The 15,129-nt window shown below is 63.0% G+C and carries 13 protein-coding genes; all 13 read right to left on the bottom strand.

What is annotated here, in order from left to right:
- Nucleotides 1-4: 4 nt before the first annotated feature.
- Complete coding sequence (gene dnaE, locus E4680_RS04230) at nucleotides 5-3,511, bottom strand: DNA polymerase III subunit alpha (RefSeq protein ID WP_135281145.1); 3,507 nt, start codon at nucleotides 3,509-3,511, stop codon at nucleotides 5-7.
- Nucleotides 3,508-4,101, bottom strand: coding sequence for a ribonuclease HII (gene rnhB / locus E4680_RS04225; protein WP_135281144.1), 594 nt, complete (start codon nucleotides 4,099-4,101; stop codon nucleotides 3,508-3,510). Before rnhB ends, dnaE begins: the two co-directional genes overlap by 4 nt.
- Nucleotides 4,098-5,252 carry a lipid-A-disaccharide synthase gene (lpxB, locus tag E4680_RS04220; RefSeq protein ID WP_135281143.1) on the bottom strand — a complete coding sequence of 385 codons (1,155 nt, stop codon included), beginning with the start codon at nucleotides 5,250-5,252 and terminating at the stop codon, nucleotides 4,098-4,100. The genes rnhB and lpxB overlap by 4 nt, the downstream gene beginning before the upstream one ends.
- A 1-nt stretch (nucleotide 5,253) precedes the next feature.
- The gene (gene lpxA / locus E4680_RS04215) at nucleotides 5,254-6,024 is read right to left on the bottom strand and encodes an acyl-ACP--UDP-N-acetylglucosamine O-acyltransferase (RefSeq protein ID WP_135281142.1); all 771 of its coding nucleotides are present in this window, start codon (nucleotides 6,022-6,024) and stop codon (nucleotides 5,254-5,256) included.
- On the bottom strand, nucleotides 6,017-6,460 hold the full coding sequence (gene fabZ, locus E4680_RS04210) for a 3-hydroxyacyl-ACP dehydratase FabZ (protein ID WP_422666663.1): 444 nt from the start codon (nucleotides 6,458-6,460) through the stop codon (nucleotides 6,017-6,019). Before fabZ ends, lpxA begins: the two co-directional genes overlap by 8 nt.
- Before the next feature lie 5 nt (nucleotides 6,461-6,465).
- The gene (gene lpxD, locus E4680_RS04205) at nucleotides 6,466-7,521 is read right to left on the bottom strand and encodes a UDP-3-O-(3-hydroxymyristoyl)glucosamine N-acyltransferase (protein ID WP_240696109.1); all 1,056 of its coding nucleotides are present in this window, start codon (nucleotides 7,519-7,521) and stop codon (nucleotides 6,466-6,468) included.
- A 20-nt stretch (nucleotides 7,522-7,541) separates the two neighbouring features.
- Nucleotides 7,542-8,036 carry an OmpH/Skp family outer membrane protein gene (locus tag E4680_RS04200; RefSeq protein WP_167792374.1) on the bottom strand — a complete coding sequence of 165 codons (495 nt, stop codon included), beginning with the start codon at nucleotides 8,034-8,036 and terminating at the stop codon, nucleotides 7,542-7,544.
- Between the two features lie 24 nt (nucleotides 8,037-8,060).
- On the bottom strand, nucleotides 8,061-10,352 hold the full coding sequence (bamA, locus tag E4680_RS04195) for an outer membrane protein assembly factor BamA (protein ID WP_135281138.1): 2,292 nt from the start codon (nucleotides 10,350-10,352) through the stop codon (nucleotides 8,061-8,063).
- Between the two features lie 46 nt (nucleotides 10,353-10,398).
- Nucleotides 10,399-11,763, bottom strand: a complete 1,365-nt coding sequence (rseP, locus tag E4680_RS04190) for an RIP metalloprotease RseP (protein ID WP_135281137.1) — start codon at nucleotides 11,761-11,763, stop codon at nucleotides 10,399-10,401.
- Nucleotides 11,760-12,944: a 1-deoxy-D-xylulose-5-phosphate reductoisomerase gene (gene ispC / locus E4680_RS04185; protein ID WP_135281136.1), complete on the bottom strand. Its 1,185-nt coding sequence runs from the start codon at nucleotides 12,942-12,944 to the stop codon at nucleotides 11,760-11,762. The genes rseP and ispC overlap by 4 nt, the downstream gene beginning before the upstream one ends.
- Complete coding sequence (locus E4680_RS04180; protein ID WP_135281135.1) at nucleotides 12,935-13,753, bottom strand: phosphatidate cytidylyltransferase; 819 nt, start codon at nucleotides 13,751-13,753, stop codon at nucleotides 12,935-12,937. The genes ispC and E4680_RS04180 overlap by 10 nt, the downstream gene beginning before the upstream one ends.
- The gene (uppS, locus tag E4680_RS04175) at nucleotides 13,743-14,501 is read right to left on the bottom strand and encodes a polyprenyl diphosphate synthase (RefSeq protein ID WP_135281134.1); all 759 of its coding nucleotides are present in this window, start codon (nucleotides 14,499-14,501) and stop codon (nucleotides 13,743-13,745) included. The genes E4680_RS04180 and uppS overlap by 11 nt, the downstream gene beginning before the upstream one ends.
- 69 nt (nucleotides 14,502-14,570) lie before the next feature.
- Nucleotides 14,571-15,128, bottom strand: a complete 558-nt coding sequence (frr, locus tag E4680_RS04170) for a ribosome recycling factor (RefSeq protein WP_135281133.1) — start codon at nucleotides 15,126-15,128, stop codon at nucleotides 14,571-14,573.
- Nucleotide 15,129 lies beyond the last annotated feature (1 nt).

The raw sequence follows: 15,129 nt of genomic DNA, 5'->3' as shown, positions 1-15,129 counted from the left end.
TGGCTCAGCCTTGAAGGGCCGCAGCCCGAGGAAATCGCGTCGCCGCCGACGGTGCGGGACGCGCGTATTCCAGTTGCACGGCTTCAACGCCCAGCAGATCGCGCAAGCGCTGCAGCAGATCGCCGGACGGCTGAATGCGCCAGGATTCCCCTGCACAGAGCATCGCCTCGGCGATTGGTGTCCGGTAGACGATGCGCACCGGGCAGGATCCCCCCCGGAACGGTTCCAATCCATCGACAAGCCGATCGATCAGCGTGGCAGAAGTTTCATCCAGCGTCAGGGTGAGGCGTTTGCCATAGCGCAGCCGCATCTGCTCAAGATCCAGCAGCTGACGCGGCGTCAGCCGGAAATTACCCGAGTAGTCGTCGTAGCCGAAACTCCCCTCGACCACCAGCAGTTGGTCTTTCACGATCAGATGTTGATAGCGCTGGTATTGATCCTCGAACACCGCCACCTCCAGGCGTGCGGAACGGTCATCCAGCGTCAGAAACGCGCGCTTGCCGGCCTGGCGCCGAATCGCGACGACCAGCCCCGCAACCACCACATCCCGTTTCTGCCCCGATCCGCCCTCCGTCGTCCCGGTGGAAAGATTGCTCAGCCGATCGGAGACAAACTGTCGCAAATCTGCTTCAAACTGGGTAATCGGGTGGCCCGTGAGATAGAGGCCAAGGGTCTCTTTTTCTTCCTGCAGGCGCTGGGCTTCAGGCCATTCGGGGATCCCGGCCGTGGCCAACAGCGCCGGCCGGACGGGCTCACTGCCCAGGCCGAACAAGTCATCCTGCCCCACAGCGCCGGCACGCCCCTGCTGCTCCGCCAGGCGAAGCGCCTCATCCAGACCCTGCATCATCCCGGCGCGCGTTGGGCCCAGCGTATCCATCGCACCGGCGCGGATCATGGCCTCGAGCGCCCGTCGGTTGACCCGCCGCCCATCAACGCGGCAGCACAGATCCACCAGATCCTTGAAAGGCCCGCCGCCGGCACGCTCCTCCACAATCGCATCAATCGCACCCCGTCCCACACCCTTGATGGCACCCAGGCCGTACTGCAGCCGGTCCGGTGCGGGGGCGCTGAAGCGGTAATCGGACTGATTCACATCCGGCGTCTGCACCGTGAGCGCCATGGCCCGGCACTCGTCGATCAGGTTCACGACCTTGTCGGTGTGATCCATATCGGCCGACAGCACGGCTGCCATGAACGCGGCCGGATAGTGCGCCTTGAGATACGCGGTCTGGTAGGAGAGGAGCGCATAGGCCGCCGAGTGCGACTTGTTGAAACCGTAGCCGGCGAACTTCTCCATCAGGTCGAAGATGTGCGTCGCCGTCGCCTCCGGCACGCCGCCAGCCTGTGCACCGGCCAGAAAAATCTCGCGCTGCTTGGCCATTTCCTCGGGCTTTTTCTTGCCCATGGCGCGACGCAGCAGATCGGCGCCGCCGAGCGTATAGCCCGCCAGTACCTGCGCGATCTGCATCACCTGCTCCTGATACAGGATCACGCCGTAGGTCGGTTTGAGGATGGGTTCCAGTGCCGGATGGGGATAGTCTACCTTCGCCCGTCCGTGCTTGCGGTTGATGAAATCGTCCACCATGCCCGATTGCAGCGGTCCGGGCCGGAACAGCGCCACCAGCGCGACGATGTCTTCGAAACAGTCCGGCTGCAGGCGCTTGATCAGATCCTTCATGCCGCGCGATTCAAGCTGGAATACCGCGGTGGTCTCGCAACGCTTGAGCAAGGCAAACGTTGCAGCATCATCCAGCGGCAGCGCATCGAGCGTCAGTGGTGTTTCGCCGCGCGCGTTGCGCTCGTGGTTGATGGCCGCGACCGCCCAGTCGAGGATGGTGAGCGTCCGTAAGCCGAGGAAATCGAACTTGACGAGACCGGCGGCTTCCACGTCGTCCTTGTCGAACTGGGTCACCAGATTCTCGCCGCCCGCTTCGCAGTACAACGGCGTGAAGTCGGTGAGCTCGGAGGGCGCGATCACCACGCCGCCGGCGTGCTTACCGGCATTGCGGGCCACACCCTCGAGCGCCCGGGCCAAGTCGATCAGCACCTGCACCGCCTCATCTTCGCGGTAGAGCCGGCCGAGCTCGGGTTCCTGCTCCAGTGCCTTGTCCAGCGTGATGCCAAGTTCGAACGGGATGAGCTTCGCAATACGGTCGACGAAGCCGTAGGGATGGCCCAGCACGCGGCCGACATCGCGCACCACGGCCTTGGCCGCCATGCTGCCGAAGGTGATGATCTGGCACACCTGATCGCGACCGTAGCGCTGGGCCACATAGTCGATGACCCGATCACGACCTTCCATGCAGAAATCGATGTCGAAATCCGGCATCGATACGCGTTCCGGATTGAGGAAACGCTCGAACAGCAGATCGTAGGCAATGGGATCGAGATCGGTGATGCCAAGCGCGTAAGCCACCAGGGAGCCGGCGCCCGATCCGCGCCCCGGGCCCACCGGCACGCCGTTTTCGCGGGCCCAACCGATGAAATCGGCCACGATGAGAAAATACCCGGCAAAACCCATGCCGCTGATCACATCAAGCTCGCGGGCCAGGCGCTGGTCATAACGGACATCGTCGCCCGCCCCCGCCCGACCGCTCGCACGCCGTGCGCTCAGCCCTGCTTGGGCGACCTCACCGAGATATGCCTCCGGACTGCGTGCGTCGGGCACCGGAAACCGCGGCAGCACGTTTTCCCCGAGCCGCAATTGCAGGCTGCATCGACGGGCAATCTCGACACTGTTGGCCAACGCTTCAGGCAGATCGGCGAACAGCTCGGCCATCTGCTCGGGCGAGCGCAGAAACTGCTCAGCCGTATACTCGCGCGGTCGCCGGGGATCATCCAGCAGACGGCCGCTGTTGATGCAGACCCGCACCTCATGTGCGTCGAAATCCTCGGGCTGCAGAAAACGTACATCGTTGGTGGCCACCAGGGGTACGCCGGCACGCCCGGCCAGATCCACGGCGCCGGGGAGATAGATCGCCTCATCCGCATGGCCGATGCGGCTCAGCTCAAGATAATAGCGATCGCCGAACAGCGCTGTAGCCGAGTCCAGGAGCGTCCGCGCCTGTTCGTCCCGTCCGGCAATGAGCGCGCGACCGATCGCGCCTTCCCGCCCGCCCGATAGGGCGATCAGTCCTTCGGTACCTTCTTCGGTCAGCCAATCCCATGTGAGCAGCGGCGGGCCGCGACGCTGGCCCTCGCGGTACAACCGCGTCACCAATCGGGTCAGATGATGATAGCCCGCAAGGTTCTGGCACAGCAGCGTGAGGCGTGTGGGCGGCAAGGACTCCCCCTCATCCACCCAGACATCCACCCCGGCGATGGGTTTGATGCCCTCGCCCCGAGCCGCCTTGTAGAACTTCACCAGGCCGAACAAGTTGGACTGGTCAGTGATGCCGACCGCAGGCATGCCCAGTTCCCGCGCGCGGGCCACCAGGGGCTTGATGCGCACCAGCCCGTCGACCAGCGAATATTCCGTATGCACCCGCAGGTGGATGAAGGAAACCGTCATCCTGCACCTTCCGCCAACACGCGCCGAACCGGCGCGAAGCTGCGCCGATGGACCGGGCTTGGCCCATGCTGCCGCAATGCGGCCAGATGCGCAGCGGTCGGGTAGCCCTGATGACGCGCGAAACCGTATTCGGGGTAGCGCGCCGCAAGCTGGGTCATCTCCCGGTCACGGCTCACCTTGGCCAGAATCGACGCAGCACTGATGGCGCCCGCGTCACGATCCCCACCGATTATCGTCCGTGTCGGCATGGACAGGACGGGCGCCTGATTGCCATCGATCCACACCGCATCGGGTACTACAGGGAGGGCCTGGACGGCGCGTGCCATGGCCAGCAAGGTAGCCTGCAGGATATTCATGTGGTCGATTTCGGCGACCTCGGCGCGACCGATCGCCCAGGCATGGGCATGGATGAGAATGTGGCCGAATAGGGCTTCCCGGCGTCTGGCGCTGAGGCGCTTGGAGTCATCCAGACCCGCGATGGGTCGCTCGGGATGCAGGATGACTGCCGCCGCCAGCACCGGCCCCGCCAAGGGACCCCGACCGGCCTCATCCACGCCAGCGATCCACGTTGCGGAATGCCCTTTGATCATGCGGGCGGCAACCTCCGCGCCACACGCAGCACGGCATCGGCGGCAGCTTCGGCCCCGCCGGCCCGCAGCGTCTGGCGCAGTTGAGTGAAACGCGCGCGCATCGCCGCACCGCGGCCCGGATCGTCCAGCAACGCGAGCATCTCGTTGGCCAGCGCGTCTGGGGTTGCCGCGTCCTGGATCAGCTCGGGCACCAGCCGTTCTCCGGCGAGCAGGTTCGGCAGTGCGACATGTTCGGTGCGCACCAGATGACGCGCCAGGGCATAGGTGGTCGGCGCGAGCCGGTAGCCCACCACCATGGGGCAGCCCAGTAGCATCGCTTCGAGTGTCGCGGTGCCGCTGGCCACCAACGCCCCGTCACTCGCCTCGAGCACGTCGCGTGCACCATCCTCCAAGAGTTGCAGTGGCAGGCCCGGCGCCACCTGAACACGGGCTGCTTCAATCGGCTCGCGCAAGCCCGGATGGGCCAGCGGGACCAGGAAACGGGCATCGGAATGCCGCGCGGCCACAAGACGGGCAGCGGCGAGGAACGGTTCCGCCAGCCGGCGAACTTCGCCTTGCCGACTGCCGGGCAAGAGCGCAATGAGCGGTCCGGCATCCGGCAATCCCAGGCGCCGCCGCGCTGCTGCCCGGTCCGGTGGATCGGGCAACATGTCGGCCAGGGGATGCCCCACGAACCGTACGGGCACACCGTGCTGGCGGTAGAATTCCGCTTCGAAGGGCAGCAGGGTCAGCATCGCATCGGCCGACCGACGAATGCCCCGGATTCGCCCCTGCCGCCAGGCCCAGACCGATGGGCTGACATAGTGGACGGTGGGAATTCCTGCGGCTCGCAAACGCCGCTCGAGGCCCAGCGTGAAATCCGGCGCGTCGATACCGATGAACACATCGGGTCGATTTCGGAGGAAATGCTCGGCGAGTTCCCGGCGCAGGCGCATCAGACGGGGAACATGACGGATCACTTCGGTCAGCCCCATCACCGCCAACTCGCCGCAATCGGCCAGTGGCCGAGCGCCCGCCCCGACCATGCGCGGTCCCGCCACACCTTCCACGCGCACAGGTCGGTCCGACTGCTGACGCAGGCTTCGGATCAATGCGCCGCCCAGCTGATCACCGGACAACTCGCCTGCGACGATGCCGATGCGCAAGGCCATATCAGCGGATGATGCTGCGCGGATTGGATTCCAGGAAATGGCTGAAGCGGGCGACGTCGGGATGACCGGCCGCCAGCACCTCGAGTTCCGCGCGTGCCTGTTCCAGACGCAAGCCGCTGCGATAGAGCAGCTTGTAGGCTTTCTTGAGCACCAGGACCCGGTCGGCATCGAAGCCGTGACGGCGCATGCCTTCGGTGTTCAGTCCCGCCGGTTTGGCAGGAATGCCCGAGGCCACCACGAACGGCGGCACATCGCGATTCACGCCCGCGGCAAACTGCAAAAAGGCGTGAGCGCCGATCTTGCAGAACTGGTGCACCATGGCGAAACCGCCCAGGATGGCGTGGTCGTCGATGTGCACGTGACCGGCCAAACTGGCGTTGTTGGCCATGACGACGTCGTTGCCCAGGATGCAATCATGGGCGATGTGCACGTAGGCCATGATCCAGTTGCGGCTACCGATGCGAGTCACACCCTCGTCTTGGATCGTCCCTCGGTTGATCGTACAGTACTCGCGGATCGTGTTGCCGTCGCCGATCTCCAGACGCGTGGGTTCGCCGCGGTATTTCTTGTCCTGCGGGTCATCGCCGATGGAGGCAAACTGGTAGATGCGGTTATTGCAGCCGATCCGGGTCGGTCCCTTGATCACGACGTGGGGACCGATGACGCAACCGGCCCCGATCTCCACGCCGGGACCGATGACGCTGTAGGGGCCGATCTGAACCCCCTCGCCCAACGTGGCTCCTGAATCGATGATGGCGCGCGGATCAATCACGACCGTACCTCCGTGCCGCACACATGATTTCGGCCTCGGCCACACAGACGCCGTCGACCTCGGCACGGGTCTCGAAGCGCCAGATTTGCCGCAGCGTGCGCTGGAGCACGACGTGAATCCGCAACTGATCTCCCGGTTCGACGGGCTTCTTGAACCGCGCGCGATCCATTCCAACCAGATAGTAAAGCTGGCTCGGATCCGACGGCGTGTCGGCGCTGCGGTAAGCCAGGACACCGGTCGCCTGCGCCATCGCCTCCAGAATCAAGACGCCGGGCATGACCGGCCGCCCCGGAAAATGCCCCTGGAAGAAGGGCTCGTTGATGGTGACGTTCTTGAGGGCCACCAGATGACTACTCGGGGTGACCTCGACGATCCGATCAAGCAACAGAAACGGGTAACGATGGGGCAACAAGGCCTGAATTTGCGGAATGTCCATTTGAGTCAAGTGTCAGATCCTTCTTCATCGGCGCCCGGATCGAGGGTGCTCACCCGACGTTCCAGGCGGCGCAGACGGCCGGCCATCTCGTCCAGATGACGCACGCGCGCCATGTTGCGCTGCCAGCGGCGATTGTCGTCAACCGGCAAGCCGGATGAGTATACCCCGGGCGAATGCAGCGAATGGGTCACCATGGTCATCCCGGTAATCACAACGCCGTCGGCAATCTGCAGGTGACCGTTCATCCCCACGCCGCCACCGATCATGCAGCGTCGACCGATCACCGTACTCCCGGAAATACCGGTGCAGGCCGCAATCGCGGTATGTTCGCCGATGCGCACGTTGTGGCCGATCTGAATCTGGTTGTCGAGCTTGACGCCATCTTCCAGAACGGTATCGTCCAAGGCACCCCGATCGACCGTCGTGTTGGCGCCGATTTCCACATTGTTGCCGATTCTCACCGAGCCGAGCTGCGGGACTTTGATCCATTGCTCGCCATCCTGGGCAAAACCGAAGCCATCGGCACCGATCACAACACCGGGATGCATGACGCAACAGCGACCCATGGTGACGGCCTTGCCGACATAAACCCGCGCGACCAGCCGGCTCTGCTCGCCGATGCAGGCGTTTGCAGCGATCACGCAATGTGGCCCGATGACGGCCGCTTCGCCGACTTCGGCCCCGGCCTCGATGACACAGTGCGGCCCGATTTCGGCTTTCGAATGAACGCGGGCAGCCGGATCGACGACCGCCGTGGGGTGGATGCCCGGAACGATCGCATCAGGCGGGCAGAACAGGGTCGCCAGATGTGCAAAAACCAAATGGGGATTGGGGGAGATCAGCGCCGGTACCGGACTCGACGCCGCATCCGCATCCTGAAGCACGACGGCCCCGGCTTGGGTCTGACCGAGCGATCGCCGATAGGCGGCGCTAGCCAGAAACGCGATGTGCCCCCGCCGGCCAGGCGACAGCGAACAGACGCCGACAATGCGCGTCTCACCATCGCCCAACAAGCGACAATCAAAACGTTGGGCCAATTGGGCCAGTGTATATTCTGCCACCCTCACTTCCCGGCGGCAGATCAGCGCGCCTTGCCCTGCAATTCCTGGATTACTCGCGCCGTGATATCCATCCGCTGTGAGGCATACAGCACCCCTTCGGAAAGGATCAGGTCGAAGCCTTCACGCTCGGCCAAATCCCGAATCACGCGCGAGACATTGCGATCGATTTCTCGTAAACCCTCCATGCGGCGGGCTTGCAGCTCTTCCTCGAACTGGCGGCGCTTTCGAATCAGCTCCCGCTGGGCGGCCAGAAGCTCCCGCTCCATTTGTTCGCGTCGTTCCGGGGACAAGGTCTGAACATTGCGATCGAAATCTTCCTGCTTCTGGGTGAATGCCGTTTCCTCGCGGGCGAGCATGCGCTTGCGCTGCTCCAGATCAGCCTCGAGGCTTTCGCGAAGCGCACGGGCCTGCGGCGCCTCGCGCAGCAACTGGGCCAGGTCGATCACGCCCACTTTCATCTCCGCATGGGCCAAACTCGTCAAGCCAAGCAGGATGACCGCTACAGCCATTCGCATTGTCATTGCTCCTGTCGCGATCAATCAGAACGTGGCTCCGAAGGTGAAGCTGAACACCTCGGTATCGTCCCCCGATTCGTCGTTCAGCGGATAGGCAATGGCGAACTCCAGCAGACCGAGGATCGGTGTCAACCACTGGAAGCCAACACCGGTGGATGCACGCAGCTCGCCTGCATCGAAGTCATCATAGGTGTCGAACACATTACCGGCATCCACGAACAGGCTGAAACGCGTATTGCGACTTTCTCCGAGCAAGGTTGGGAACAACATCTCGAGCTGAGTAATGGTGCGGAAGTTGCCACCCAATGGGTTGTTGTACTCGTCCCGTGTGCCCAAGGAGCTTCCCTGGTAACCACGAACTGAATTGATGCCGCCGGCGAAGAATTTTTCGTAAGGCGGCAGGTCCGTGGTGTCGCCGTAGCTGTCGGCATAGCCCACACCGAGCCGCGCCGTGCCGATCAGGTGGCGATTGATGGGGAAATACTGCTCATAATCATAGGTCAGCTTGTAGTACTCCAGATCGGCCACGGGAATAGAGATGTCCGCAAACAGCCGATGAATATAGCCCTTGTCTGCAAAGACGGTGCGATTGCGGGTGTCGCGGACCCAGCCCGTATCGAAGGTCAGGGCATTGAACGAATCGCCGTTCTGGTCCACGAAATCGATGATCTGCTGGGGGGTACTGCCCTCGAGCACCGTCAACTGCGTGGATCGGAAGCTGCCACCCAGACGAATGCTGTCGTATTCGGTGATGGGAATTCCGTAGCGTAGCGAGCCACCCCATGTATCCGTGTCGAACCGCGAGCTGACCCGCGTCAAGGAATCGGTGGTGCGCTGGAACAGCGAGATCGTACGGCTCACGCCATCGAGCGTATAAAAAGGCTGGGTCAGCGAAGCGCTGTAGTTGCGGCTGAACTCGCTGGTCACGAAATCCAGGCTCACGCGATTACCGGTTCCGAACCAGTTGCTGTGGGAGACATTCGCATTGACCAGCACGCCCTGGCCACTGGAATAACCCACGCCGACCTGGAATGCGCCGGCACTGCGCTCGGTGACCTCATAGTCGACATCGACGAGATTGCTTTCGCCTGGCACGGGCCGCACCTGAACGTCAGCCTGCTCGATGAACGGCAAGCGCGCCAGCCGAACCCGCGAGCGGGTGACTTCGCTGGCCGCGAAGGATGCGCCCTCGTACTGACGCATTTCACGCCGCAATGCCTGGTCCTGGGTCGTGACGTTGCCTCGGAAATTGACATTGCGCACGTAGTACCGATTTCCCGGCTTGACCAGGAGATTGATCTTGACCTGCCGATTGGCCTCATCGATGTCCGTCATCGGCTCGACCTGGGCGAAGGCATACCCCTCATCGCCAAGTCGCTCGGAGATCTTCTTGGCCGTCTCCGTGGCTTCCTGGCGCGAGAACGTGCTTCCCGGTCGAATCGTGATCAGCGAGCGCAATTGGGATTCGGGCACCACCAGTTCGCCCAGCAGCGCGACTTCGCTGACGTTGTATTTCGGTCCTTCATAGACGTTGATGGTGAGATAGATGCTTTCCTTGTCCGGAGACAGAGATACCTGCGTCGATTCAACCCGAAAGTTCAAATAGCCACGATCCTGGTAAAACGAGGTCAGAGTCTCGAGATCGCCCGAGAAAACCTGCTGGGAATAACGGTCCCGGCTGCCGAACAGGCGCCACCAGCTCTTGCTGCGCGAGCGCAGCGGCTGTAGCAGCTCTTCGTCACTGAATGCCTCGTTGCCGACGATGTTGATGCGGCGGATGGAGGCCACGTCCCCCTCATCGATCGTGATGGCGACGGCAACCCGGTTGTCGGTTTCTTCCTTGATATCGGTTTCGATCTTGACGGCATAGCGACCATTGGCAAAGTACTGCCGACGCAACTCTTGCTCGACCTGCTCCAGCACGGATCGGTCGAAAGCCCGCCCCTCGGTCAGCCCGACATCGCGCAAGCCCTTCAACAGCTGGTCGGAGGGAATCTCCTTGTTTCCGGTCACGGTAAAGCGCGCGATGCTCGGACGCTCCACGACCCGGATGACAATCGCATCGCCTTCCCGCGAAAACCCGACATCGCTGAAATAGCCGGTCTTGAACAGGTCGCGCGTCATCTGCTGGACGCGACGTTCATCGACCTGATCGCCAACATTGAGATTGATGGCGCGATAGACGCGCGACACATCGTGCCGCTCCAGTCCCTGCACCCGGATATCCTGGACCACGAAGGCGTCAAACGCCCAAGCCGATCCCAGACTCAGCAACAGTACCATCCCTACCAGGCGAGACCATGTTTTCTTGTTCATAAAAACCTTGATGTTTGCTGAGCCGGAACCTGCATCCACCTGCAGCTCACGGCGCGAAAAGTCGGACCAAATCGTTGTAGAAAGCCAGCCCCATCATGAGCACCAGGGCAATGATCCCGATCTGCTGCCCCCAGTGCTGAACGCGTTCGGAAAGCGGCTTGCCCCGTATTCCTTCCATCAGATAGAAAGCCAAGTGCCCCCCATCCAGAATCGGAATGGGCAGCAGATTGAGCACCCCCAGACTGATGCTGATCACCGCAAGGAATCCAAGATAGGACACCAAGCCGATCTGGGCAGAATACCCTGCATACTGGGCAATGTTGATGGGACCGCTGAGATTATCGAGCCCCAGCTGCCCCGTCGCCATGCGTGCCAGCATCCGAACCGTCATCACACTCATCTGCCAGGTGCGTTGAACGGCCACGGGCAATGCCGCTATCGGCGCATAACGGTACTCGGCACGCAGGCTCTCTTGCAACTGTTGGGGAACGTGAGGGCTGGCGCCCACATAACCGATGCGAATCCCGTCCTGCTGCCGCGAACCGATGCGCAGGGTGAGGCGCCGTGTCTCGTCGCCACTGGAAATCTCGATCTCCACGGCCTCGTTCGGACGCGCCCTGACCTGATTGACCCAATCTGCCCAGTCCGCCACAGGCCGCCCATCCATGGCGAGGATGCGATCACCCGGCGCCAGTCCGGCCGAAGCCGCCGGCCCATCGGACTGCAGTGCGCCCAACTGCGCGGGCAAAGGCGGCTGGTAAGGCGCCAGCCCCAGATCCTGATTGATTCGCGCCGGCTCATCGAGTGCGTTCGACCAATCCGCGTCGAGGATCAGTGTCTGCTCGGCGCCGTCGGCTCGCCGCACCTGCAACTCCAGCGGAACATCATCCAGTGCCGCCTGAACCACACGCAGCCCCAACTGTTCCCAAGTCGGCGTCGACGCGTCGTTGACCCGCAAGATCTCATCACCGCCCTCGAGGCCCGCAACAGCCGCAGGGGTGTTCGGCGCCGGCGTATCGATCAGCGAGCGCATGCCCGGCACACCCAGGCACAGCACCAGCCAGTACAGGGCGATGGCAAGCAGAAGGTTCGCGATCGGTCCGGCCGACACGATGGCGGCACGAACGCTGACCGATTGACGGTTGAACGCGTGCTGTCGTTCGCTCGGAACGACAGGCCCTTCCCGCTCGTCGAGCATCTTGACGTATCCACCCAAGGGAATCATCGCCACCCGATACTCGGTCCCGTCCCGACCGATACGCCGCCAGAGAGGCCGGCCGAAGCCGATACTGAAGCGCAGCACCTTGACCCCCAAGCGCCGCGCCACCCAGAAGTGCCCCCATTCGTGGATCGCGATGAGCAACGCCAGCGCGACGATGAATGCCAGCAAGGACGACATCACCTGACTCATGTTCCGTTCCCCAGCCATACGGCGCAAGCTGCGCGGGTGCGATCATCCAATTCTATCACCGCATCCCAGCACGCCGCCGGTGTGCTGCCGAGGACCTGCAACGCCCGCTCGATCAGCGCAGCGATTCCCGGAAACGGCAGCCGGTCGTCCAGAAACGCCGCGACGGCGATTTCGTTGGCCGCATTGAGCACAACAGGCGCACCCCCACCCGCGGTCAGCGCCTCATAGGCCAGCCTCAACGCCGGGAAACGGCCTTGATCGGGCGCCTCAAAGGTCAACTGACCGATCTGGATCAGATCCAACATCGGCAGACCGATGTCGATGCGTTCAGGCCATCCCAGCGCGTGTGCAATGGGAGTGCGCATGTCCGGATGCCCCAGCTGTGCCAAAACGGAACCGTCGACATATTCCACCAGCGAATGCACCACACTCTGCGGGTGCACCACGACCTCGATCCGCTCGGCCGGCAGACCGAACAGCCAGTGCGCCTCGATCACCTCCAACCCCTTGTTCATCAAGGTCGCCGAATCGACCGAGATCTTGCGTCCCATCACCCAGTTGGGATGTGCGCAAGCCGCCTCGGGCGTGACATGCGCCAGCGCCTCTGCCGCAAGCTGCCGAAATGGACCACCCGACGCCGTCAGGAGCACGCGACGCACGCCATCCGGATCGAGGCCAACCGAGGAATCCTGCGGCAGGCATTGAAAAATGGCATTGTGCTCGCTGTCGATCGGAATGAGGCGCGCGCCGTAGCGCCGCACTTCATCCATGAAGAGGCTGCCGCCCATGACCAACGATTCCTTGTTGGCGAGCAATACGGTCTTGCCGGCGCGCACTGCACTCAGCGTCGGCATCAAGCCGGCACCCCCGACGATGGCGGCCATCACCGTGCTCACCTCGGGCAGGGCCGCGGCCTGAGTCAGCCCATCCGGGCCATGCAAGACCGCTGTTTTGATCCCACCAGCGGCCAGCTCCTGCTGCAGCCACCGCGCCGCGGTCGCATCTCCAACCACCGCCACCATGGGATCGAACTGGCGACATTGCGCCAGCAACCGTTCCACTTGCCGCTGCGCGGTCAGCGCCACCACCCGAAACCGGTCGGGGTGGCGAGCCACCACATCCAACGTGCTGCACCCCACGCTCCCCGTCGCGCCCAGAATGCACAGTCCCGTCACAGCCATCCCTGTGCCCGCCCCAGACCCCAGGTGAAAATCGGTGCTGCAGCGGTCAGACTGTCGATACGGTCCAGAATCCCGCCATGGCCGGGCAAGAGATGGCCGGTATCCTTGACGCCCATCTGGCGCTTGAACATGCTGACCGTGAGGTCGCCTACCACGGACCCGGCAACAGTCACCAGGCAAGTCAGGGCGTACGCGCCCAGCGCTGGCATTTCCAGCCGCAGCAACAGCGGACCGAGCAATCCAGCAGCGAGACCGGCCGCCAAGCCCCCCCAGAAGCCCGCCCAGGTTTTGCCCGGGCTGACCTGCGGCGCCAGTTTGCGCCGGCCGAAGCGGCGTCCGGCATAATAGGCGCCGGCATCGGCAAGCCAGATCATGACCAGTAACAAAAGGACCCAACGGGGTCCTTCGGCGGAACCGTGTAGCGTGATCAGCGCCAGCCACGCCGGCAGCAACAGCAGCAACCCGACGAGCAGCTTGCGGCCCCGCAGCGAGGCGCCACCCGGCAAACCCACCGGGAAACAGACGACCCAGATGGTCGCCAGAACCCACCAGAACAGCGCCACACCAAGCAGCACCCCAACGGCATCCAGATCACCCCAAACATAGGTTGCCGCCATGAGAGGGAGCAGGACGACTCCTGCCGCTCTGCCGCCGTCGTGCGGCAAGCCCATCAAGGCCGTCCACTCCTGTCCGGCGCCCCAGACGATGGCCGCGAACAACACCGCCACCCATGGATTGGGCAGCAACAGAACCGCAGCGACAATCGGCGGGACCACCCACAAGGCGGTTCGAATACGGTCACTGGGCATCCTGATCGCCTCTTTCCGAGTGAACTTGGGCGCCCGTGCGCCCGAATCGGCGCTCGCGCTCAGCGAACCAGGCCAGCGCCTGATGAAAATCCGCGGAACTGAAATCAGGCCATAGAATGTCGGAAAAATAAAACTCGGTATACGCCAGATGCCACAGCAGGAAGTTGCTGATCCGGTATTCGCCGCCGGTACGAATCAATAGGTCGGGATCGGGAAGATCGCCTAGATCGAGGGCATCGCGCAGGGTCTTTTCATCGAGATCAGCGGCCTTCAGGGCACCGGCTTCGATTTGGGCGCCGAGCGCACGGACCGTCTGCACCAGATCCTGTCGCCCGCCATATCCCAGCGCGATCACCAGAACCATGCCGGGATTGCTTGCGGTACGCCGTTCACTGGCCTCGATGATCGCCAGCAAGTTCGACGGCAGCGCGGTCCGATCGCCGATGAATCGAACGCGAACCCCTTCGTCATGGAGCGTGTCGAGCTCGACGGCCATCGTGCGAATGAACAGTTCGAGCAGGAAACTCACCTCGGTCGCAGGACGCAACCAGTTTTCGCTGCTGAAGGCATAGAGGGTGAGCGCCTCGACCCCGGCATCGCGACCGGCCCGCACAATCGTGCGGGCAGCATGGACGCCGGCTTCATGGCCATGCAGTCGCGGCTTTCCCTGCTGCATGGCCCAACGGCCATTGCCATCCATGATGATGGCGATATGGCGGGGAACTCGGGAGGATGCCGCAGAATTCATGGATCAGGTGCTGGCCTTCAAGAGAGGAAAGAGGGGGCCGCTGATGAGGGATGATAGCCGGTGGCCCGGTCAGATCTGCATCAGCTCCTGTTCCTTTTCCTCGAGAACACGATCGACCTGGGCGATATGATCGTCGGTGACCTTCTGGATGTCATCCTGAGCCTTGCGAACCTGGTCTTCACTGATGAGCTTTTCTTTTTCAAGCTGCTTGAACTGATCGTTCGCGTCGCGCCGAATCGCGCGCACCGCAACCTTGGCGTTCTCACCCTCGTGCCGCACCACCTTGACCAGATCGCGGCGACGCTCCTCGGTCAATGGCGGCAGGATGATGCGAATGGTCGTGCCCGCGGTGTTGGGTGTGACGCCCAGGTCGGAGGCCATGAGCGCCTTCTCGATCGGCGCCACCATGTTCTTTTCCCACGGGGTGATGGTCAGCGTGCGTGCGTCGGTGACTGCCACGCTGGCCACCTGGGTCAGCGGTACGTCGCTTCCGTAATAGGGCACTTGAATATGATCGACCAGACTGGTGTGTGCCCGGCCAGTACGGATCTTGGACAGGTTCTGCCGCAGCACCTCGATGCTTTTCTTCATGCGTTCCGCGGCATCCTTGCGGATTTCATCGATCATC

The sequence above is a fragment of the Candidatus Macondimonas diazotrophica genome, assembly GCF_004684205.1.
In the GTDB taxonomy this organism is placed as follows: Bacteria; Pseudomonadota; Gammaproteobacteria; order UBA5335; family UBA5335; genus Macondimonas; species Macondimonas diazotrophica.
This window is presented reverse-complemented; position numbering and strand designations above follow the sequence as displayed.